At 62.0% G+C, this 21,164-nt stretch carries 18 protein-coding genes; 2 read left to right on the top strand and 16 right to left on the bottom strand.

The features are described 5' to 3' along the window. The first annotated feature begins 47 nt into the window (after window positions 1-47). Together HYE77_RS11530 and HYE77_RS11525 are read left to right on the top strand one after the other, a co-directional pair. A complete protein-coding gene (locus HYE77_RS11530; protein ID WP_177068799.1) occupies window positions 48-1,541 on the top strand; it encodes a sensor domain-containing diguanylate cyclase in 1,494 nt (497 codons plus the stop codon). 51 nt (window positions 1,542-1,592) lie between these two features. Continuing rightward, complete coding sequence (locus HYE77_RS11525; protein ID WP_177068798.1) at window positions 1,593-3,098, top strand: diguanylate cyclase; 1,506 nt, start codon at window positions 1,593-1,595, stop codon at window positions 3,096-3,098. A 103-nt stretch (window positions 3,099-3,201) separates the two neighbouring features. Here HYE77_RS11525 and lpxC read toward each other — a convergent pair whose 3' ends face one another. The 16 genes from lpxC to mraZ all read right to left on the bottom strand — a co-directional run bounded on the left by lpxC (window position 3,202) and on the right by mraZ (window position 21,000). Continuing rightward, the gene (gene lpxC / locus HYE77_RS11520) at window positions 3,202-4,113 is read right to left on the bottom strand and encodes a UDP-3-O-acyl-N-acetylglucosamine deacetylase (protein ID WP_003216227.1); all 912 of its coding nucleotides are present in this window, start codon (window positions 4,111-4,113) and stop codon (window positions 3,202-3,204) included. Between the two features lie 112 nt (window positions 4,114-4,225). Then, window positions 4,226-5,422, bottom strand: coding sequence for a cell division protein FtsZ (gene ftsZ / locus HYE77_RS11515; RefSeq protein WP_003216225.1), 1,197 nt, complete (start codon window positions 5,420-5,422; stop codon window positions 4,226-4,228). Window positions 5,423-5,487: 65 nt separating this feature from the next. Continuing rightward, a complete protein-coding gene (gene ftsA / locus HYE77_RS11510; protein ID WP_003216224.1) occupies window positions 5,488-6,750 on the bottom strand; it encodes a cell division protein FtsA in 1,263 nt (420 codons plus the stop codon). 15 nt (window positions 6,751-6,765) lie between these two features. Next, a complete protein-coding gene (locus HYE77_RS11505; protein ID WP_023659197.1) occupies window positions 6,766-7,632 on the bottom strand; it encodes a cell division protein FtsQ/DivIB in 867 nt (288 codons plus the stop codon). A 4-nt stretch (window positions 7,633-7,636) separates the two neighbouring features. Beyond that, the gene (locus HYE77_RS11500; RefSeq protein ID WP_003216220.1) at window positions 7,637-8,593 is read right to left on the bottom strand and encodes a D-alanine--D-alanine ligase; all 957 of its coding nucleotides are present in this window, start codon (window positions 8,591-8,593) and stop codon (window positions 7,637-7,639) included. Next, on the bottom strand, window positions 8,590-10,035 hold the full coding sequence (murC, locus tag HYE77_RS11495; RefSeq protein ID WP_003216219.1) for a UDP-N-acetylmuramate--L-alanine ligase: 1,446 nt from the start codon (window positions 10,033-10,035) through the stop codon (window positions 8,590-8,592). The genes HYE77_RS11500 and murC overlap by 4 nt, the downstream gene beginning before the upstream one ends. Then, the gene (murG, locus tag HYE77_RS11490; RefSeq protein ID WP_003216217.1) at window positions 10,028-11,098 is read right to left on the bottom strand and encodes an undecaprenyldiphospho-muramoylpentapeptide beta-N-acetylglucosaminyltransferase; all 1,071 of its coding nucleotides are present in this window, start codon (window positions 11,096-11,098) and stop codon (window positions 10,028-10,030) included. The genes murC and murG overlap by 8 nt, the downstream gene beginning before the upstream one ends. After that, a complete protein-coding gene (gene ftsW / locus HYE77_RS11485) occupies window positions 11,088-12,311 on the bottom strand; it encodes a putative lipid II flippase FtsW (RefSeq protein ID WP_003216215.1) in 1,224 nt (407 codons plus the stop codon). The genes murG and ftsW overlap by 11 nt, the downstream gene beginning before the upstream one ends. Further along, a complete protein-coding gene (murD, locus tag HYE77_RS11480) occupies window positions 12,308-13,654 on the bottom strand; it encodes a UDP-N-acetylmuramoyl-L-alanine--D-glutamate ligase (protein ID WP_177068797.1) in 1,347 nt (448 codons plus the stop codon). The genes ftsW and murD overlap by 4 nt, the downstream gene beginning before the upstream one ends. Before the next feature lie 6 nt (window positions 13,655-13,660). Further along, on the bottom strand, window positions 13,661-14,743 hold the full coding sequence (mraY, locus tag HYE77_RS11475; protein ID WP_008434230.1) for a phospho-N-acetylmuramoyl-pentapeptide-transferase: 1,083 nt from the start codon (window positions 14,741-14,743) through the stop codon (window positions 13,661-13,663). Beyond that, complete coding sequence (murF, locus tag HYE77_RS11470; RefSeq protein ID WP_177008739.1) at window positions 14,743-16,113, bottom strand: UDP-N-acetylmuramoyl-tripeptide--D-alanyl-D-alanine ligase; 1,371 nt, start codon at window positions 16,111-16,113, stop codon at window positions 14,743-14,745. The genes mraY and murF overlap by 1 nt, the downstream gene beginning before the upstream one ends. Then, window positions 16,106-17,569, bottom strand: a complete 1,464-nt coding sequence (locus HYE77_RS11465) for a UDP-N-acetylmuramoyl-L-alanyl-D-glutamate--2,6-diaminopimelate ligase (protein WP_003216207.1) — start codon at window positions 17,567-17,569, stop codon at window positions 16,106-16,108. The genes murF and HYE77_RS11465 overlap by 8 nt, the downstream gene beginning before the upstream one ends. Continuing rightward, window positions 17,569-19,311, bottom strand: coding sequence for a penicillin-binding protein 2 (locus tag HYE77_RS11460; RefSeq protein ID WP_166742205.1), 1,743 nt, complete (start codon window positions 19,309-19,311; stop codon window positions 17,569-17,571). Before HYE77_RS11460 ends, HYE77_RS11465 begins: the two co-directional genes overlap by 1 nt. After that, on the bottom strand, window positions 19,311-19,604 hold the full coding sequence (gene ftsL, locus HYE77_RS11455; protein WP_003216203.1) for a cell division protein FtsL: 294 nt from the start codon (window positions 19,602-19,604) through the stop codon (window positions 19,311-19,313). The genes HYE77_RS11460 and ftsL overlap by 1 nt, the downstream gene beginning before the upstream one ends. Beyond that, window positions 19,601-20,548: a 16S rRNA (cytosine(1402)-N(4))-methyltransferase RsmH gene (rsmH, locus tag HYE77_RS11450; RefSeq protein ID WP_371321559.1), complete on the bottom strand. Its 948-nt coding sequence runs from the start codon at window positions 20,546-20,548 to the stop codon at window positions 19,601-19,603. The genes ftsL and rsmH overlap by 4 nt, the downstream gene beginning before the upstream one ends. Further along, window positions 20,545-21,000: a division/cell wall cluster transcriptional repressor MraZ gene (gene mraZ, locus HYE77_RS11445; RefSeq protein WP_003171868.1), complete on the bottom strand. Its 456-nt coding sequence runs from the start codon at window positions 20,998-21,000 to the stop codon at window positions 20,545-20,547. The genes rsmH and mraZ overlap by 4 nt, the downstream gene beginning before the upstream one ends. Window positions 21,001-21,164: the final 164 nt, after the last annotated feature.

Here is a 21,164-nt window from a genome sequence, read left to right as displayed (position 1 = left end):
CAGCATGGAACTAAACTGCCAGCATCTTGAGTGCCGAAGCCAGTCCCATGAGTCAACGCCGCGCCTTCACCCTGCCTGCACGCCCGGAGCTTTTGCTGATTCTGGGCAGTGGCCTTACTGTCGTGCTGATCGTGGTCATCGTTGCCGTACTGCTGATCCGCGAACACGCCAGCGCCTTGCAGGCAGCCAAGCGTTCCACCAGCAATATCACCCAACTGATCAATGCCGATGTGCTGCGCAACGTCGAGCTCTACGACCTGGCGCTGAACGGCCTGATCACCGCAACCACTCGCGATGACCTGCCCCAGGTTTCCGCCGAAGTCCTGCATATGGTGCAGTTCGACCAATCCACGGCCGCCCCTTTCAAAGGCGAAGTCCTGCTGCTGGACAAAACCGGCGCGGTCACCGCCGACTCCTCCACGCTGACCCCCACGCCACGTAATTTCGCCAATCGCGACTATTTCCAGATCCACCAGCAGAACCCCGATGCCGGGCTGTTCATCAGTCGGCCCTTCAAGATTCGTTGCGACTGCGATCAAGTCTGGCGCATCGCCTTCAGCCGCCGGGTGCCCGGACCCAATGGCGAGTTTGCCGGTGTGGCGGTGGCAACCATGCGCCTGGCGTATTTCGACCAGTTGTTCAATAGCCTGACCATCGGCAGCGGCAGCAGCATCAACCTGCTGAATAACGACGGCATCCTGTTGGCCCAGCAGCCGCTGCTCGAAAGAGACATGATCAACAAGGACCTGAGCGCGCGGCCCAACTTCAAGCGAATGCTGCGCGAAGGCAGCGGCAGTTTCAGCGCCATCTCCGCCATCAGTGGCGCGCAACGGCTGTACACCTTCACCAGCGTCGGCGCGCTGCCGCTGATTGTGGTGGTGGCGTTGTCGAGCGATGACGTGTTTGCCGCCTGGAAGCGCGCCGCCCTGCTGATCAGTGGCGCCACCGGCGTACTGTGTGTGGGGCTGTTGTGGCTGGCCTGGATGCTGCGCCTGGAACTGCGCCGCCGCTATCGCGCCGAGAAGGTGTTGTCGGAACTGGCGGCCACCGACGGCCTCACCGGCCTGGCCAACCGCCGCACCCTCGACCAGCGCCTGCGCCTGGAATGGGAGCGCGCGCAACGCTCAGGCGAGCCACTGGCCTTGCTGATGATTGATGTCGACCACTTCAAGGCCTTCAACGACCGCCATGGTCACCAGGGTGGCGATGAGGCCTTGCGCAACGTGGCCCGGGTCATCGGCAGCAATATTCGTCGCCCCGCCGACCTGGCTGCGCGCTACGGCGGCGAAGAGTTCGCGGTGATCCTGCCGGATACCGACGGCGAGGGTGCGAGCACCATCGCCGAACATATCCGCAGTGCGGTGGAGCACTTGCCACCGGCGGACGGCGACGCGCTGTCGGTCACCGTCAGCGTCGGGCTCAGTACCTGGGACAAACGCAGCCGTGGCTCGCTGGAAGAGCTGCTGCTGAGTGCCGATCGGGCGCTGTATGACGCCAAGCATTCCGGGCGCAACCGCATCGTTCACAGCCAGGCCACATAAGCCGTTATCAGCAACTACGCTAAGGGCATCCTCGAAGCAGAAGTACGCCCGATGAGCCCAGGCACTACCCGCCCGCCCCGCCCCACCCACCGTCCGGAGCTGCTGCTGATCATCGGCAGTTGCGTCACGGTGCTGCTGATCATGCTGGTGGTCGCGGTGCTGCTGATTCGCGAACACGCCAACACGTTGCAGGCGGCCCAGCGCACAGCCAATAACATCACCCAACTGATCGACGCCGACGTGCTGCGCAACGTCGAGCTGTACGACTTGTCGATCAAAGGCCTGATCGCCGCCACCGAACGCACTGATTTGGCTGGGGTATCAGCCGGCATCCGTCACCTGGTGCTGTTCGACCGTTCGGAAGCGGCGCCCTACAAAGGCGACATCCTGTTGTTGGACAAGGATGGCAACGTGATCGCCGACTCAGCCCTGCAGACGCCCAAATCCGCCAACTTCGCCGACCGCGATTACTTCCAGGCCCATCGGCAGAATCCCGACCTGGGCCTGTTCATCAGCCGGCCCTTCACGGCGCGCTGCGTGTGTGACGACCAATGGCGTATCGCATTCAGCCGCCGGGTTTCCGGGCCGGATGGGCGATTCCTCGGCGTGGCCGTGGCCACCATGCGCCTGTCGTACTTTCAGCAACTGTTCCGCAGCCTGAATATCGGCAGCGACAGCACCATCAACCTGATCAACCGGCAAGGCATCCTGCTGGCCCAGCAGCCGTTGCTGGAACGGGACATGATCGACAAGGACCTCAGCCAGCGGCCCAACGTCGCGCGCATATTGCACGAGCGCGACGGCAACTTTCGCGGCACCTCCAGTGTGGATGAGGAGCACCGCCTGTATACCTTCTCAACGGTGGGCGATTTACCGCTGATCGTCGTCGTGGGGCTGTCCACGAATGACATATTCGCCCCCTGGAAGCGCGCAGCACTGGTGATCAGCGGCGCCACCGGGATTTTGTGCATCGGCCTTTTGTGGCTGACCTGGATGCTCTGCATGGAATTGCGCAGGCGCCACCGTGCCGAACAGGTGCTGTCAGAACTGGCAGCCACCGACGCGCTCACCGGCCTGGCCAACCGCCGTACCCTGGACCAGCGACTGCGCCTGGAATGGGACCGCGCCCAGCGTTCGGCCGAGCCGTTGACGGTGCTGATGATTGACGTGGACCACTTCAAGGCGTTCAACGACCGACATGGCCATCAAGGTGGCGACGAGGCACTGCGCACGGTGGCGCAGGTGATCGAGGGCAATATCCGCCGCCCGGCCGACCTCGCTGCTCGCTATGGCGGGGAAGAATTTGCAGTGGTGCTGCCGCATACCGACAGCCAGGGTGCACGCGTGATTGCTGAACATATCCGCAGCAGTGTCGAACACCTGCCGCGAGTGAGCGGGGATACGGTGCCGATTACCGTCAGCATCGGCCTCAGTACCTGGACCAAAAACAGCCGCACCACGCTGGAGGAATTACTGCTCAACGCCGACCAGGCGCTGTATGAGGCCAAGCATACCGGGCGTAATCGCGTTGTTGATGCCGGCGCTTTAAAGCCGTGACGCGAAGCGTCACAGGAGGCGTTACCACGCAGAGCGTGGGAACGATCAAAAAAAAGGCCACCCGAAGGCGGCCTTTAAAAACAAAAGGAAAGAGAGTTGTTACTTACACCGCCGCGACGGGACGCATGTAAGAGATCGGTGCGGTGCTGGCATCTTCGAAGGTCACGACTTCCCAGGCATCTGTCTGTGCAATCAGCTTGCGCAGCAGTTGGTTGTTCAGGGCGTGGCCAGACTTGAAGCCTTTGAACTCGCCTATCAGGCTATTGCCCAGCAGGTAGAGGTCACCGATTGCATCGAGGATCTTGTGCTTCACGAATTCGTCTTCATAGCGAAGGCCGTCTTCGTTCAGTACACCATCCGCGTCGACCACAATGGCGTTTTCAACGCTGCCGCCGAGTGCGAGGTTGTGCTTGCGCAGGTACTCGATGTCACTCATGAAACCAAAGGTACGGGCGCGGCTGACTTCTTTTACGAACGAAGTGCTGGAAAAATCCACGCTTGCACTTTGGGTGCGGTCACGGAATACCGGGTGATCGAAATCGATCTCAAAGCTCACTTTAAAGCCTTCGAACGGGACGAAGGTGGCGCGCTTGTCGCCGTCTTCTACTGTCACTTCCCGCAGAATGCGAATGAACTTCTTGGCTGCGTCCTGTTCTTCCAGGCCGGCAGATTGAATCAAGAATACGAAGGGTCCGGCGCTGCCATCCATGATCGGGACTTCGGACGCGGAGAGCTCGACGTAGGCGTTATCGATGCCCAGACCGGCCATGGCCGAGAGCAAGTGCTCCACCGTGTCCACTTTGACGTCACCGTTGACCAACGTGGTCGACATCGTGGTTTCGCCAACATTTTCCGCGCGAGCAGGTATCTGCACCACAGGGTCCAGGTCGGCACGAACAAACACGATGCCGGTGTCGACAGGTGCGGGCTTGAGGGTCAGGTATACCTTCTCCCCGGAGTGCAGACCTACACCTGTGGCACGGATAATATTCTTCAGGGTGCGTTGTTTAATCATGGCTTGGACCGCTTCAGCGCAAATTGCGAACTGGTATCAACAAAGGCTGGCGATAATAGCAGACCAGACCTTTGCTGAACACCAATCACCTTCATAGCCCTGATACATTCCATTAATCGGCCTGACGACGCAGGAAAGCCGGGATGTCCAGGTAGTCCAGGTCATCTTGCGGATTCGGGCTGCGGGATGCAGCAGCACCGGCCTGAGCCTGGTTGCGCATCACGGTCGGACGATCCAGGTCACGATAGTTCACAGACGGCAGTTCCTGGCGCGAAGGCGCTGGAGCGGCAGCTTGCTGGCTGGCGTGGCTGGTATGGACGGTGTTGTCGATGACCTTTACAGGCTTCTCGATTTTCGCACCCAGGCCGGTCGCAACAACGGTCACGTGCAGTTCGTCGCGCATGTCCGGATCGATAACGGTACCGACCTTGACCATGGCGTGCTCGGAAGCGAAGGCTTCGATGATGCTACCCACGTCGGAGTACTCACCCAGGGACAGGTCAGGACCGGCGGTGATGTTCACCAGGATGCCGCGTGCGCCTTGCAGGTTCACGTCTTCCAGCAACGGGTTGCGGATGGCCGCTTCGGTAGCTTCACGTGCACGGTTCGGACCGCTGGCGCAGCCAGTGCCCATCATCGCCATGCCCATTTCGCTCATCACGGTACGTACGTCGGCAAAGTCGACGTTGATCATGCCCGGACGCTTGATGATGTCGGAGATACCGCGAACGGCACCGGCCAGTACATCGTCAGCCTTGGCAAACGCGGACAGCAGGCTTGCGTCCTTGCCGAGGATGGTCAGCAGCTTCTCGTTGGGAATGGTGATCAACGAGTCGACGCTTTCGGACAGCAGACGGATGCCTTCATCGGCGATCTGCATGCGCTTGCGACCTTCGAACGGGAATGGACGGGTCACGACGGCAACCGTCAGGATCCCCATTTCCTTGGCCACTTCGGCAATGATCGGCGCAGCACCGGTACCGGTACCACCGCCCATGCCCGTGGTGATGAACACCATGTTGGTGCCTTGCAGCACTTCAGCGATGCGCTCGCGGTCTTCCAGGGCGGCTTGACGGCCGACTTCCGGATTCGCGCCGGCACCCAGGCCCTTGGTCACGGCTGTGCCCAATTGCAGGATGGTGCGTGCACCGATGCTTTTGAGGGCCTGGGCGTCAGTGTTGGCGCAGATGAATTCAACGCCTTCAATGTTGCTCTTGACCATGTGGTTGACAGCGTTGCCGCCGCCACCGCCGACGCCGATCACTTTGATGACCGGGCTTGCGGGGATGTTGTCTACGAGTTCGAACATTTTCCCTCTCCTTTCATTTCTCTAGTTTTTTCGCCTACTACTTGAAACGGTGTTGCGGTAAATCTTTAGAAATTGCCTTTCACCCAAGCCTGCAACCGCTCGAACAACGGCGCTTTCGCTTCGTCGTCGCTTCTGTAGCTGTCGCGGTTGCTCGGGCCCGACAGGGAAATGCCGTCGGTCTGCTTTTGCAGCCCGTACAACAGCAAGCCCACACCGGTGGAATAAATCGGGTTGCGCACTACGTCGCCCAGGCCTTTCACGCCATGGGGCACGCCCAGGCGGACCGGCATGTGGAAGATTTCCTCGGCCAGTTCGACCGCGCCTTCCATCTTCGAGGTGCCACCGGTCAGCACGATGCCGGCCGGGATCAAATCTTCGTAGCCGCTGCGACGCAGTTCAGCCTGGATCAGGGTGAACAGTTCGTCGTAGCGCGGCTCGACCACTTCGGCCAATGCCTGGCGCGACAGTTCGCGCGGTGGACGGTCGCCCACGCTTGGCACCTTGATGGTTTCACCGGCACCGGCCAGCTTGGCCAGGGCGCAGGCGTAACGGATCTTGATTTCTTCGGCGTACTGGGTCGGTGTGCGCAACGCCATGGCGATGTCGTTGGTCACCTGGTCACCGGCAATCGGGATCACCGCGGTGTGACGAATCGCACCCTCGGTGAAGATCGCGATGTCCGTGGTGCCGCCGCCGATGTCCACCAGGCACACGCCCAGTTCTTTTTCGTCGTCGGTCAGTACCGAGTAAGCCGAAGCCAACTGCTCGAGAATGATGTCGTCGATTTCCAGGCCGCAGCGGCGCACGCATTTTTCAATGTTCTGTGCCGCGTTGACGGCGCAGGTCACTACGTGAACCTTGGCTTCCAGACGTACGCCCGACATGCCCAGGGGCTCGCGAACGCCTTCCTGGTTATCGATCACGTAGTCCTGCGGCAGGGTGTGCAGCACGCGCTGGTCAGCCGGGATCGCCACGGCTTGTGCTGCGTCGAGTACCCGCTCCAGGTCGGCCGAGCTGACTTCGCGGTCGCGAATCGCCACGATGCCGTGGGAATTCAGGCTGCGGATGTGGTTGCCGGCAACGCCGACAAATGCCGAGTGAATCCGGCAACCGGCCATCAGCTGCGCTTCTTCGATGGCGCGCTGGATCGATTGCACGGTGGATTCAATATTCACCACCACGCCCTTCTTCAGGCCCCGGGACGGATGCGTGCCGATTCCGACGATTTCCAGCGTGCCGTCGTCCGCGACCTCGCCTACCAGCGCCACCACCTTAGAGGTGCCGATATCCAGACCGACGATCATTTTGCCGCTTTGCACGTTTGCCATGGGTCCTGCCTCTTCTTAATTCTTCGCGACAGCAGGTTGCGCTGCCGTGGGCGCCGCAGGGGCCCGCCAGCCGACGGCAAGGCCGTTGGCGTAACGCAGGTCGATGCTCGCAATGTTCGTAATCTGTTCTTTCAAGGTCTTTTCATAGATGGCGATAAAACGGCGCATCTTTTCCACCAGGTTGCCGCGTCCCAGCAACAACTCGATGCCCGGGCCGGAACTGCCTGCACCCGTGGTCAAAAACCAGCTGCCCCGCTCGCGCAATTCCAGTCGCGCAATCGAGAAGCCCAACGGCCGCAGCATCTGGCTCAACGCCTGGTACTGCTGCATCACTTGCTGCTGCGCCCGCTGCGGCCCGAACAACTGCGGCAGGTGCTCGTAATTCGCCACTTCGCGAGGTGCAAACGCCTGGCCCTGGTTGTTCAACAGCGCACCATCACCCCAACGGGCCACGGGCAGTTGTTCTTCCAGGCGGATCGTCACTTGATCCGGCCACACGCGACGTACTTCGGCGTGGGCAATCCATGGCATCTGTTCCAGCTCGGAGCGCATGCCTGCCAGGTCGATGGTGAAGAAGCTCGACGCCACAAACGGGGCGATTCGCTGCTGCACGGCTTGCTGGCTGATGTAGCTCAAGTCACCCTGCACGCTGATCTTGGTGATCGGCCGGTCGGCATACGGCAGCAGGCGCTGGGCGCCTTCATACGTACCGAACCCCAGGGCCACCAGGATCACCGGCCAGAACAGCGCCTTGAGAAAACCAAAGTTGGCTTTCGGCATGCGCGCCGACATCGGCTCTTTAGCCACCATTCGGCTGGCACCACGCGGCACCGGCTTGCGGCCGGGAGCGGGTTGCTGATGACGAAGCGATGCGCCGTTCATGGTCTTAGCCTCGTGGCTCTATGCTTGCTGCCAGGATCGCCAGCACCAACTGCTGGAAATCCAGGCCGGCGGCACGAGCGGCCATGGGTACCAGGCTGTGGTCGGTCATCCCGGGTGCAGTGTTGACTTCCAGGAACCAGAAGTTCCCCTGGTCATCCTGCATCACGTCTGCCCGCGCCCAACCGGCGATACCCAGCGCCTCACAGGCTTTCGCCGTGAGGTCCATCAATTCCTGTTCCTTGGCTGCGTCGAGGCCGCACGGGATCCGGTACTGGGTATCGGAGGCCACATACTTGGCGTCGTAGTCGTAAAAGGTGTGGGGCGTGCCCAATGCGATGGGCGGCAATACCTGGCCACGCAGAGTAGCGATGGTGAACTCGGGACCTTGAATCCACTGTTCCACCAACACTTGCGAATCGTAGGTACTGGCCGCTTTCCATGCGTCAATCAATTCGGCGGCTGAGTTCACTTTAGCCATGCCGATACTGGAGCCTTCATGGGCTGGTTTGACGATCAAAGGCAGGCCCAGTTCCTTGGCTGCAGAAATACAATCGTCTTCGCTGCACAGCACGCTGTGACGCGGGGTGGGAATACCCAGGCTGTGCCACACCTGCTTGGTGCGCAACTTGTCCATGGCCAGGGCCGAAGCGAGGATGCCGCTGCCGGTATACGGAATGCCCAGGCACTCCAGCAGGCCCTGCATGCTGCCGTCTTCACCGCCACGGCCGTGAAGAATGATGAAGGCGCGGTCGATCTTCTCGGCCTGCAGGCGCGACAGGAAGTCATCACCCACGTCGATGCCGAACGCATTCACACCGGCACTTTGCAGCGCTTCCAGCACGGCATTGCCGGACTTCAGCGACACTTCACGCTCAGCGCTCTTGCCACCGAACAGCACCGCAACCCGGCCGAAGTCGGCAGGTTGAATGGTCGAGAACAGGGAGCCGTAGTCAGTGGTCATTTCGACTTCCCCTGTGCGGCGGCAAACAGCGGGCTTGCCAGCAATTTAGGGGCGAGGCCACCGATGTCACCGGCACCCTGGCACAGCAGGATGTCGCCGGCACGCAGCAGCGGCTTGACGATCGGCGCCAGGTCCACACCACGCTCGATGTAGATCGGGTCCAACTGGCCGCGTTGACGGATGCTGTTGCACAGCTTGCGGCTGTCGGCACCCGGGATCGGTTCTTCACCGGCCGGGTAGACTTCCATCAGCAGCAACACGTTGGCATCCGCCAGCACATTGACGAAATCGTCGTACAGGTCGCGGGTACGGCTGTAGCGGTGCGGCTGGTACACCATCACCAGGCGGCGTTCCGGCCAGCCACCGCGTACGGCCTTGATCACCGCTGCGACTTCGGTCGGGTGGTGACCGTAGTCGTCCACCAGCATCACGTTGCCGCCGTCCACCGGCAGTTCGCCGTAGACCTGGAAGCGACGGCCCACGCCGGCAAAACCCGACAGGCCTTCGACGATGGCTTCATCGCTGACGCCTTCGTCGGAGGCGATGCAGATGGTCGCCAGGGAGTTGAGTACGTTGTGGTTGCCCGGCATGTTTACCGAGACATCCAGCGGCTCGCGGTCAGGACGCAGCACGGTGAAGAAAGTCTGCATGCCTTGCTGGCGCACATTGATCGCGCGCACGTCACAGTCTTCGCTGAAGCCGTAGGTCACGGTCGGACGCTTCACCAGCGGCAGGATTTCGCGCACCACCGGATCGTCCAGGCACACCACGGCCAGACCGTAGAACGGCAGGTTGTGCAGGAACTCGACGAAGGTTTTCTTCAGTTTGTTGAAGTCACCGTCGTAGGTCGCCATGTGGTCGGCGTCGATGTTGGTCACCACGGCCACCAGCGGTTGCAGGTGCAGGAAGCTGGCGTCGCTTTCATCGGCTTCGGCGATCAGGTAACGGCTGGTCCCCAGTTGTGCATTGGTGCCGGCTGCATTCAGGCGGCCACCGATGACGAACGTCGGGTCCAGGCCACCGGCGGCGAACACCGAGGCGATCAGGCTGGTGGTGGTGGTCTTGCCGTGGGTACCGGCGACGGCGATGCCGTGGCGGTAGCGCATCAGCTCAGCCAGCATTTCGGCACGCGGCACTACGGGAATGCGGCGTTCAAGGGCGGTGGCCACTTCCGGGTTGGAGGTGTTCACAGCGCTGGAGACCACCAGCACGTCGGCTTCGGCAGCGTTCTCGGCGCGGTGGCCGATAAAGATTTTTGCGCCAAACGATTCCAGGCGCTCGGTGACCGGCGACATTTTCAGGTCGGAGCCGGACACCTGGTAACCCAGGTTCAGCAACACTTCGGCGATCCCGCACATGCCCACGCCGCCGATACCGACGAAATGGATGCGACGGATGCGGCGCATTTCCGGTTGCGGCATGGCTTTCTGATTCTCAACCATGGGCCACCTCCAGGCAGATATCGACCACGGTGCGGGTTGCGTCAGGTTTGGCCAGGCGGCTTGCGGTGCTCGCCATGCTGTTCAGTCGTTCCGGTTGCATCAAAACCTCGGTCAGGCGTGCGGCCAAATCGGCGGCGCCAGTCGTTCTTTGCGGCAGCAGGAAGGCAGCGCCCTCCCCGGCCAAATATTCGGCGTTGCGGGTCTGGTGATCGTCGATCGCGTGGGGCAAAGGCACCAGCAAGGACGGCAGACCGGCGGCGGCCAGTTCACTGACGGTCAACGCACCTGCGCGACAGACCACCAGGTCGGCCCAGCCATAGGCTTGGGCCATGTCTTTGATGAAGGGCTGCACATTCGCCTCCACACCCGCATCGCGGTAGCGCGTGGCGGTCACTTCATCGTGGTTCTTGCCGGCCTGATGGAAGATCTCGGGGCGCAGCTCCACGGGGAGTTGCGACACCGCTTCAGGCAGCAATTTGTTCAACGGTTCGGCGCCCAGGCTTCCGCCCAGGATCAACAGGTGCGCCTTGCGACCGGCCAATGGCTGGCGGGCGATGTCCATGAACAGTTCGGTACGCACCGGGTTGCCGGTGGTACGCAACTTGTCCGCGGCACCAAAGGTCTTCGGAAACGCCTCGCATACCCGTGCAGCCAAGGGCACCAGCAGGCGGTTGGCAGTGCCGGCCACGGCATTCTGCTCGTGGACGATCACTGGCACGCCGGCGAGTCTTGCCGCAACACCACCCGGGCCGGTCACGTAGCCACCAAAGCCCAGCACGCATACCGGCTTCACTTCGCGGATCACCTTGCGCGCCTGCCACACGGCCTTGAGCAACACGAACGGCGCCTTCAGCAGGGACAATTTGCCCTTGCCACGCAAGCCGGTGACGTTGATCAAATGCAGCGGCAAGCCGGCATTCGGTACCAGATCATTTTCGATGCCGCGCGGCGTACCGAGCCAATGCACGGTGTAGCCACGGTTCTGGAACTCACGGGCACAGGCCAGCGCCGGGAACACGTGGCCACCGGTGCCGCCTGCCATGATCAGCACGTTAGCGCCCATGGTTCGGCTCCTCGGCGAAGTCGCTTTCGCTGAACTCCATCTCTTCGCTGCCCAGGTGGGTCCGACTCTCCCACTCGATACGCAGCAACAACCCGAGACAGGCGCAGCAAATCACCAACGAGCTGCCGCCGTAGCTGAGGAACGGCAAGGTCAGGCCCTTGGTCGGCAGCAGGCCGACGTTCACCCCGATGTTGATCAGGAACTGGCCGATCCACAGGAACGACAAGCCGTACGCCACGTAGGCGGCGAAATATTGCTTGGCCTTTTCGGCCCACAAGCCGATGTACATGCCGCGAACACACACGAACACGAACAGCGCGACGGTGCACAGCGAACCGACCACGCCCAGCTCTTCGGCGAGTACCGAGAACACGAAGTCGGTGTGGGCTTCCGGCAGGTAGAACTGCTTCTGCACGCTATTGCCCAGGCCCACGCCCAGCCACTCACCGCGACCGAAGGCGATCAACGCCTGGGTCAACTGGTAGCCGGAACCGAACTGATCGGACCACGGGTCGGTAAAGGTAATCAGACGGGCCATCCGGTAGGGTTGCGCCTGCACCAGAATGGTCACGGCGGCCACCGCCAGCACCACCATCAAGGTGAAGCGGAACAGGCCAACGCCGCCGAGGAACAGCATCGCCGCCGCCGCCCCCATCATTACGACGGTGGCACCGAAGTCCGGCTCCATCAGCAACAGGCCGGCCATGGGCAGCAGCACGATGAACGGCTTGAAGAAGCCCATCCAGCTTTCGCGTACTTCTTTCTGGCGCCGCACCAGGTAACCGGCGAGGTAGATCACCACGAACACCTTGGCGATTTCCGAGGGCTGCACGTTGAACGCACCGAAGCCGATCCAGCGCATCGAGCCGTTCACCTCACGCCCGATGCCGGGCAGGATCACCATCACCAACAGGCCGAAGGCGCCCACCAGCATCAGCCAACCCAGGCGCTGCCAGGTGGCGATCGGGATCATCATGGTGACGATGCATGCGCCAAGGCCAATCACCAGGTACACCAGGTGACGGATCATCATGTACAGGGTGTTGCCCGATTGCACCGCAGCCACTTCCGAGGAGGCCGAGGTGATCATCACCAGGCCCAGGCCCAGCAGCGCGAGGCAACCGGCGAGCATCGGGAAGTCCAGGTCGATACCGCGCCCGGTAATGATCGGCGACGGGTACGGCTTGATGATGTTACGGAAATTGATACTCATGCCAAGGCCTCCACGGCGCGGGCGAACAGCTGGCCGCGCTCTTCGTAGTTCTTGAACATGTCGAAACTGGCGCAGGCAGGCGACAGCAGCACCACGTCGCCCGGCTGAGCCAAGGCTTTGGATTGGGCGATGGCATCGTCCAGGGACTGCGCGCGCACCTGCGGTACGGCGTCGCCCAGGGCATCGGCGATCAGGCCGGAATCACGGCCCATCAACACCACGGCGCGGCAGTTGGCGGCGACCGGGCCTTTAAGGTCCTTGAAGTCGGCACCCTTGCCGTCGCCACCGGCGATCAGCACGACCTTGCCCTGAATGTCGGCACCCAAGCCTTCGATGGCAGCGAGTGCCGCACCGACGTTGGTGGCCTTGGAATCGTTGTAATAGCCAACACCATCCAGCTCGCGAACCCACTGGCAGCGATGCTCAAGGCCGGCAAAGCTGCGCAGGGCCGAGAGCATGGCGTCGAACGGCAAGCCAACTGCGTGACCGAGCGCCAGCGCCGCCAGGGCGTTGGCCTGGTTGTGGGCACCACGGATTTTCAGTTCGCGCACCGGCATCAGGTTCTGGAATTCGAAGGCCAGGTATTTCTCGCCGTTCTCTTCCCGAAGGCCGAAGGCCTTGAAGTCAGGCTTGTTCAGGCCGAAGGTCCAGCACGGCAGACCTTCGCCGATCAGCGGACGGCTCAGGGCATCCTGACGGTTCACCACCACTTGCCGCGCGCCACGGAAGATCCGGTGCTTGGCCAGGTGATAGGCCGGCAGGCCGCTGTAGCGGTCCATGTGGTCTTCGCTGACGTTGAGCACGGTGGCCACTGCGGCGTTGAGCTGGTCAGTGGTTTCCAGCTGGAAGCTCGACAGCTCCATCACGTACAGCTCGACGTCGTCGTTGAGCAGGTCCAGCGCCGGCGTGCCGAGGTTGCCGCCCACGGCCGCGCGCTTGCCGGCCGCAGCCGCCATCTCGCCCACCAGGGTGGTCACGGTGCTTTTGGCATTGGAACCGCTGATGGCCACGATCGGCGCCTTCGCGTTACGCGCGAACAGCTCGATATCGCCGGACAACTTCACGCCACGGGCCGCCGCCGCTTGCAGGGCCGGGGTCGCCAGGGCCAGGCCGGGGCTCACGTAGAGCTCATCGGCACGGCACAGAAACTCGACATCCAGCTCGCCACAACGCACTTCCACGTGCGGGTAGTCACGGCGCAGCGTGACCAGCTCCGGTGGATTTTCCCGCGTATCGGCCACGGCAAACGACGTGCCCCGGTTCGCCAGGAAGCGAACCAGGGACATGCCGCTCTTGCCGAGGCCGACAACGATGCGGAAGTGGTCTGAAGCGATCAGGGACACTCGTTTCTACCTCAGTTTCAGGGTGGCAAGGCCGAACAGAACCAGAATCACGGTGATAATCCAGAAACGGACAATCACCCGCGGCTCAGGCCAGCCCTTGAGTTCAAAGTGGTGGTGAATCGGCGCCATGCGGAATACGCGGCGCCCGGTCAATTTGAAGGAGGCAACCTGGATCACCACCGACAGGGTTTCCATCACGAACACACCGCCCATGATGAACAGGACGATTTCCTGACGGACGATCACCGCGATGGTGCCCAGGGCCGCGCCCAGCGCCAGTGCGCCGACGTCGCCCATGAAGACTTGTGCGGGGTAGGTGTTGAACCACAGGAAGCCCAGGCCCGCACCGATCAACGCGCCGCAGAACACAATCAGTTCGCCTGCGCCCGGTACATACGGGATCAGCAGGTATTCAGCGAATTTCACGTTACCCGACAGATAGCAGAAGATGCCGAGGGCGCCGCCCACCATCACCGTCGGCATGATCGCCAGGCCGTCGAGGCCGTCCGTCAGGTTGACCGCGTTGCTGGAGCCGACGATCACGAAGTAGGTCAGCACCACGAAGCCGACGCCCAGTGGAATGCTGGCGTCCTTGAGCATCGGGATGATCAGGGTGGTTTCCACCGCGCTTGGCGCAGTCATGAACAGGAAGATCGCCGCGCCGAGGCCGAACACCGACTGCCAGAAATACTTCCAGCGGCTTGGCAGCCCCTTGGAGTTCTTCTCGATCACCTTGCGGTAGTCATCTACCCAACCGATGGCGCCGAACAGCAGGGTCACCAGCAGCACGGTCCAGACATAACGGTTATGCAGGTCAGCCCACAGCAGCGTACTGATGCCGATGGACGACAGGATCAACGCACCGCCCATGGTCGGGGTGCCGGACTTGGACAGGTGCGACTGCGGGCCGTCGTTGCGCACGGACTGGCCAATCTGCAGGTTTTGCAGGGTACGGATCATCCATGGCCCGAGGAACAGCGACAACGACAGCGCGGTCAGCACACCCAGAATCCCGCGCAGGGTCAGGTACTGAAAGACCGCGAAGCCTTTGTGGAACTGTTGCAGATACTCAGCCAGCAGCAGCAGCATTAATGTTTCTCCGTACTTGAGCCACACAAGGCCGCGACGACGTTTTCCATCACCGCGCTGCGCGATCCCTTGATCAAAATAGTGGTGTGTTTGTCTTGTTCAGCCGCACTCAGTGCCTGGATCAGTTCGGCCTGGCTGGCGAAATGCCTGGCGCCCGGCCCGAAGGTGTCCACGGCGTGCAGCATGTTCGGGCCAACGGCGTACAGGGCATCGACCTTGCCGGCGGCGTACGCGCCGACTTCACGGTGAGACTGTTCGGCCCACTCGCCCAGCTCGGCGATATCCCCCAGCACCAGCACCTTGCGACCGTCGAAGCTGGTCAGCAGGTCGATGGCGGCACAGATCGAGGACTGGTTGGCGTTGTAGGTGTCATCAATCACGCGCATGCCGTTGCTGGCCAATTGCGCGACGGTACGGCCCTTGACCGGTTGCACGGCACCAAGGCCGGTGGCGATGCCAAACAACGACACGCCCAGCACGTGGGCGGCGGCGGCGGCAGCCAGGGCATTGGCGACGTTGTGGTTGCCCAGCAGGTTCAGTTGTACGTGCTCGTCACCTTGCGGGGTATGCAGGGTGAAGGACGGGCAGCCACGGGCGTCGGCCTTGATATTCGAGGCATGGAAATCGGCAGCGGCGTTGTGCACCGCGAAGCTCAACACCTTGCGACCGGCGGCACGTACACGCCAGGTTTCGAAGGCCTTGTCATCGAGGTTCAGCACGGCAGTGCCGGATGCGTCGAGGCCTTCGATGATTTCGCCCTTGGCTTCGACGATCTTTTCAGGGCCGCCAAACTCGCCGACGTGGGCAGTACCGGCGTTGCTGATCACCGCGACATGAGGCTTGGTCATGGCCACGGTGTAGGCGATTTCGCCGATGCGCGAAGCACCCAGCTCAATGACGGCCGCCGTGTGTTCCGGGGCCAGTTCGAGCAGGGTCAGCGGAGCGCCGAAGTCATTGTTCAGGTTGCCACGGGTCGCCAGGACCGGGCCGCGCGTGCGCAGGATGCCGGCCAGCAGTTCCTTGACCGTGGTCTTGCCGCTGGAACCGGTGATCGCCGCAACAGGCTTGGTGAAGGCGGCACGGTTCAGCGCCCCCAGTTGGCCGAGGGCCAGGCGGGTGTCGGCGACCAGCAATTGTGGCAGCGTCGAGTCAGCGACTTCGCGCTGCACCAGAGCGCCGACAGCGCCTTTGGCAGCGACGTCATTCAGGTAGTCATGGCCATCGAAGCTCGGGCCGGCCAAGGCGACAAACAGTTGCCCGGGCTTGATCGTCCGGCTGTCGATGCTGACGCCATCAAAGCTGCAATCAGCCGACAGCACGCGGGCCGACAAGGCCTGGGTCAGTTCGCTGAATTTAAGCGGCTTAAGCATGGGCCACCTCCCACGCGGTCAGGGCGTGATCAGCCTCGACCAGATCGGAGAAGGCGTGGCGTTCGCCGTTGATTTCCTGATAGTCCTCGTGACCTTTACCGGCCAGCACCACCACGTCGTCAGCACTTGCGCCGGCGATCAATTGGGCGATGGCTGCACCGCGACCGGCGACGAACGTCGCCTTGGACGCATCTTTAAAGCCGACACGAATGTCATCGAAAATCTGGCTTGGGTCTTCGCTGCGCGGGTTGTCGTCAGTGACGAGCACACCGTCGGCCAGTCGCTCGACGATTTCCGCCATCAGCGGGCGCTTGCCGCGATCGCGGTCACCGCCACAGCCGAACAGGCACAGCAATTTACCCTTGGCGTGGGGGCGCAGGGCCTGCAGGATTTTTTCCAGGGCGTCCGGCGTGTGGGCGTAATCGACCACCACCAGCGGCTGGGTGCCGCCGCCGAGGCGCTGCATGCGACCGGCCGGGCCTTCGAGCTTCGGCAGCACCCGCAGGATTTCGTCGAGGGCGTAATCCAGGCCGAGCAAGGCACCCACAGCGGCCAACACGTTGCTCAGGTTGAAACGCCCGAGCAAGGTGCTGCGCAAATGGTGCTCGCCCTGTGGCGTAACCAGCGTGGCGCGCACGCCTTCGTCATCAAAGGTGGCTTCACGGCAATACAGGTAGGCGCTGGAGTCTTCCAGGCTGTAGCTGATCAGGCGGCCGTCGCCTTGGGCGGCGGCCAGTTGGCGACCGAATTCGTCGTCCAGGTTGACCACCCGGCATTTCAGGTCATTCCAGGCAAACAGCCGAGCCTTGGTGGCGGCGTAGGCCTCCATGGTCCCGTGGTAATCCAGGTGATCGCGGGACAGGTTGGTCATCACCGCCACGTCGAACGCCAGGGCAGTCACGCGCCCCTGGTCCAGACCGTGGGACGAGACTTCCATGGCAACCGCCTTGGCACCGGCCTTTTTCAGGTCGGCCAGGGTCGCTTGCACGGCAATCGGGTTAGGCGTGGTGTGCAGCCCGCTTTGCAGCGCGCCGTAGAAACCGGTGCCCAGGGTGCCCACGATGCCGCAATGCTGACCCAGCAGGTCAAGCGCCTGGGCGACCAGTTGGGTCACGCTGGTCTTGCCGTTGGTACCGGTCACGCCCACCAGGTTCAGGGTGCGGCTCGGGTCGCCATAAAAGCGCCCGGCGATGTCCGACAATTGCGCAGCCAGGCCCTTGACCGGAATCAAAGGCACGTCGGTGATCGGCAGCACGGTGGCGCCTTCCACTTCATAGGCTACTGCCGCAGCACCGCGTTGCAGCGCGTCGGCGATATGGTCACGCCCGTCGAACTTGCCACCCGGCACTGCCAGGAACAGGTCGCCGGCACGCACATTACGGCTGTCCAGGGTCAACTCGCGAATCAGCAGATCGCGGCCGGCGTGGGCAAAAATCTTGTTCAGGCTCAGAGACATCAGCCGCGCCCTCCATTGGCTTTTACAGCAGCGGCCGGCGGGCCGGCGTTCGCTTGTTGGGTAGCCGGCAGGTTGTCCGGCGTGATGTTCATCAGGCGCAACGTCCCGGACATCACCTTGCTGAACACCGGCGCCGATACCAGGCCACCGAAGTAACCGGCTTTGCTCGGCTCATCGATCACCACGACGATGGCGTAGCGCGGATCGCTCATCGGGCCGAAGCCTGCGAACAGCGAGCGGTAGGAGTTTTCGGCGTAGCCCTTGGTACCCACGGCGGTTTTACGCGCGGTACCGGACTTGCCTGCCACGTGATACGCCGGCACCTGGGCACGGAACACGCCACGCGGTGCTTCGATCACTTGTTGCAGCATGCCTTGCATGGTCTTGGCGACGTTTTCCGGGATCACCTGGGTCGCAGGCGGCGCCTCGTCCAGGTGGATCAGGCTCAGCGGCACCATGCGGCCGTTGTTGGCCAGCACCGAGAAGGCGTGGGCCAGTTGGATGGCTGTCACCGACAGGCCATAACCATAGGAAAGCGTGGCGGTTTCGGCCTTTTTCCAGTCACGGTAGTTCGGCAGGTTGCCCACACGTTCGCCCGGGAAGTCCAGGCCGGTGGGTTGCCCCAGGCCGACTTTCTGCGCGAGGTGGTAGATGGCTTCGCCGCCGATATCGAAGGCGACTTTACTCATGCCCACGTTACTGGAGTTGATCAGGATACCTGTCAAATCCAGCACCGGACCTTCGGTGCGCGACACGTCACGAATGGTGTATTTGCCCAGCTGCAATGTGCCCGGGTAAACCTCGACCTTGTCGGCCGGTTTCCAGCGCCCGGTTTCCAGGGCGGCACTCATGGAAATGGCTTTCATGGTCGAACCCGGCTCGAACACGTCGATCATGGCGCGGTTGCGCATCATCGCCGGTTGCAGGTTGCGACGGTTGTTGGGGTTGTAGGTCGGCTGGTTGACCATGGCGAGAATCTCGCCGGTCTTCACGTCCATGATCACCAGGCTGCCGGCTTTCGCACCGTTCTCGATGATCGCGTTACGCAGCTCACGGTTGGCCAGGTATTGCAGGCGCAGGTCAATCGACAACGCCAAGGGCTTACCGGCCTTGGCGTTTTTGGTGACCTGGACATCCTTGATCAGTCTGCCGCGCCGATCCTTGATGACCTGTCGCTTGCCGGGAACCCCGGCCAGCCATTCGTCGTAGGCGAGTTCCACGCCTTCGCGACCGTGATCATCAATGTCGGTGAAACCCACCATATGGGCAGTGGTTTCGCCGGCCGGGTAGAAACGCCGAAATTCCTCGATGCCGTAGACACCGGGGACTTTAAGGTCGAGTACTTGCTGGCCTTGTTCGGGGGTGAGCCCGCGAACCAGGTAGATGAATTCTTTATTGGCCTGGGCTTCGAGGCGTTCGCTCAGGGCTTTTGGGTCCTGGCCCAGGGCGGCAGCCAGTTCCGGCCATTTGTCCTTGGCGGTCTGCATTTCCTTGGCGTTGGCCCACAGGGTGGTCACCGGGGTACTGACGGCCAGGGGCTCGCCGTTACGGTCGGTGATCAGGCCGCGGTGTGCAGGAATCGGGATATGCCGCAGGCTACGGGCATCGCCCTGGCCGATCAGGAAGTCACGGTCCACCACTTGCAGGTCGATAATCCGCCAGGCAATCGCGCCCACCATCAGTGCCAGCAACCCCAGCACTACGCGGAAACGCCACGGGTAGAGTGCGCCCTCGAGTTTCATCATGGCGCCACCATGCGAACTTCTGCAGCGCCCGGGATGTGCATCTTCAGTTGTTCAGTGGCCAGCACTTCGATGCGGCTGTGGGCCGTCCAGGTACTTTGCTCGAGGATCAACCGGCCCCACTCCGCCTGCGCCTTGTCGCGCACGCTCAATTCCCCGTACAGGGTATTGAGTAGTTGGCGGTTGTAGTGGGCGCTGTAGGACACCGCAATCGCGGACACCAGCACGCCAACAAATAGCAGCAACATAAAGAAGCTGCCGCCCGGGAGGGGCTTGGCGAAAAGCTTGCTCACCGCAACTTCTCCGCAACGCGCATGACAGCGCTACGGGCACGTGGGTTGGCCTTGAGTTCGGCTTCGGAAGCGAACTGCGCTTTGCCATGGATTTTGATTTTCGGCACAAAGGCTTCGTAACGCACCGGCAGGTTGCGCGGCAGGTTGTCGGACTCGCCCTTGACCAGGCGACGCATGAACAATTTGACGATGCGGTCTTCCAGGGAGTGGAAGCTGATCACCACCAGGCGACCGCCCACTTCCAGAGCTTCCAGGGCGGCTTCGAGGCCGGCTTCCAGGTCGCCCAATTCGTTGTTGACGTGAATACGCAGGCCCTGGAACGCACGGGTTGCCGGGTTCTTGCCCTTTTCCCATGCAGGGTTGGCGACTTTCAGCACCTCAGCCAGGTCGGCCGTGCGCTCGAACGGCTGGATTTCCCGGCGTTCGACCACGGCACGCGCCATGCGGCCGGCGAAGCGCTCTTCGCCGTATTCCTTGAACACACGGGTGATTTCTTCGTGGGGAGCGGTAGCGATGAACTGCGCGGCGCTGATGCCACGGCTTGGGTCCATGCGCATGTCCAGCGGGCCGTCGTTCATGAAACTGAAGCCACGCTCAGGGTCGTCCAGCTGTGGGGAAGACACGCCCAGGTCCAGCAGAACCCCGGCCAACTTGCCCGCCATGCCACGTTCGGCGACTTCTGCACCGAGCTCGGCAAAGCTGCGCTGCACAACGACAAAGCGGCCGTCTTCGGCCGCTAGCGCTTGCCCGGTGGCAATCGCTTGAGGGTCTTTGTCGAACCCGAGGAGCTTACCGTCCGGACCCAGCTGGCTGAGGATCAGCCGACTGTGCCCGCCCCTGCCGAAGGTGCCATCCAAATAGCAGCCATCCGCGCGTACGGCGAGAGCCTCAACGGCTTCGTCAAGCAGTACGGTGATGTGGTTAAAGCCGCTATCAATAGTCACAGGATCAAATCACGCAGTTCATCAGGCATGGCGCCCGGTTGTTGAATAGCAGCCAGGTCAGCTGCAGAAACAGCATCCCAGGCATCTTCGTCCCACAATTGGAACTTGTTCAGTTGGCCTACCAGCATCGCGCGCTTGTCCAATTTGGCGTATTCGCGCAGACGCGGTGGAACCAGGAAACGACCACTGCCATCGAGTTCGAGGTCGACGGCATTACCAATCAGCAAGCGTTGCAGGCGGCGGTTCTCTTCACGCAGTGAAGGCAGTGCACGCAACTTGGTTTCAATCAGCTCCCACTCATCGAGCGGGTACACACATAAACAGGGATCAACGGCATCGATGGTGATGATTAATTGCCCGGAACTTCGCGAAATGAGCTCGTCACGATACCGGCTCGGCATGGCGAGACGGCCTTTTGCATCGAGACTGATAGCGTTAGCTCCGCGAAACACAGATGCGTTTCTCCAAATTTTAGCGTTTTACGTTCAAAAAACCCACTTTGTGCCACTTTCCGCCACTTGCGCACACTATAGGAATGCGCCCACCACACCGTCAAGGCGCGGATTCAAGGAAAAGCCTTACAGAACGGAGATTTAGGAAGGTAAAAGGAGGAGAA

This window comes from Pseudomonas sp. IPO3774 (assembly GCF_013386835.1).
Taxonomy (GTDB): Bacteria; Pseudomonadota; Gammaproteobacteria; order Pseudomonadales; family Pseudomonadaceae; genus Aquipseudomonas.
This window is presented reverse-complemented; position numbering and strand designations above follow the sequence as displayed.

Excerpts from the sequence above, each read along its gene's own strand:
- ftsZ (WP_003216225.1), bottom strand. The coding sequence starts at position 5,422 with ATGTTCGAACTCGTAGACAACATCCCCGCAAGCCCGGTCATCAAAGTG.
- HYE77_RS11500 (WP_003216220.1), bottom strand. The coding sequence starts at position 8,593 with ATGACCACTGACTACGGCTCCCTGTTCTCGACCATTCAACCTGCCGAC.
- HYE77_RS11460 (WP_166742205.1), bottom strand. The coding sequence starts at position 19,311 with ATGAAACTCGAGGGCGCACTCTACCCGTGGCGTTTCCGCGTAGTGCTG.
- mraY (WP_008434230.1), bottom strand. The coding sequence starts at position 14,743 with ATGCTGCTGCTGCTGGCTGAGTATCTGCAACAGTTCCACAAAGGCTTC.
- HYE77_RS11465 (WP_003216207.1), bottom strand. The coding sequence starts at position 17,569 with ATGTCTCTGAGCCTGAACAAGATTTTTGCCCACGCCGGCCGCGATCTG.
- ftsW (WP_003216215.1), bottom strand. The coding sequence starts at position 12,311 with ATGAGTATCAATTTCCGTAACATCATCAAGCCGTACCCGTCGCCGATC.
- ftsA (WP_003216224.1), bottom strand. The coding sequence starts at position 6,750 with ATGGCAAACGTGCAAAGCGGCAAAATGATCGTCGGTCTGGATATCGGC.
- murC (WP_003216219.1), bottom strand. The coding sequence starts at position 10,035 with ATGGTTGAGAATCAGAAAGCCATGCCGCAACCGGAAATGCGCCGCATC.
- HYE77_RS11530 (WP_177068799.1), top strand. The coding sequence starts at position 48 with ATGAGTCAACGCCGCGCCTTCACCCTGCCTGCACGCCCGGAGCTTTTG.
- HYE77_RS11505 (WP_023659197.1), bottom strand. The coding sequence starts at position 7,632 with ATGAACGGCGCATCGCTTCGTCATCAGCAACCCGCTCCCGGCCGCAAG.
- lpxC (WP_003216227.1), bottom strand. The coding sequence starts at position 4,113 with ATGATTAAACAACGCACCCTGAAGAATATTATCCGTGCCACAGGTGTA.
- murG (WP_003216217.1), bottom strand. The coding sequence starts at position 11,098 with ATGGGCGCTAACGTGCTGATCATGGCAGGCGGCACCGGTGGCCACGTG.
- HYE77_RS11525 (WP_177068798.1), top strand. The coding sequence starts at position 1,593 with ATGAGCCCAGGCACTACCCGCCCGCCCCGCCCCACCCACCGTCCGGAG.
- murF (WP_177008739.1), bottom strand. The coding sequence starts at position 16,113 with ATGCTTAAGCCGCTTAAATTCAGCGAACTGACCCAGGCCTTGTCGGCC.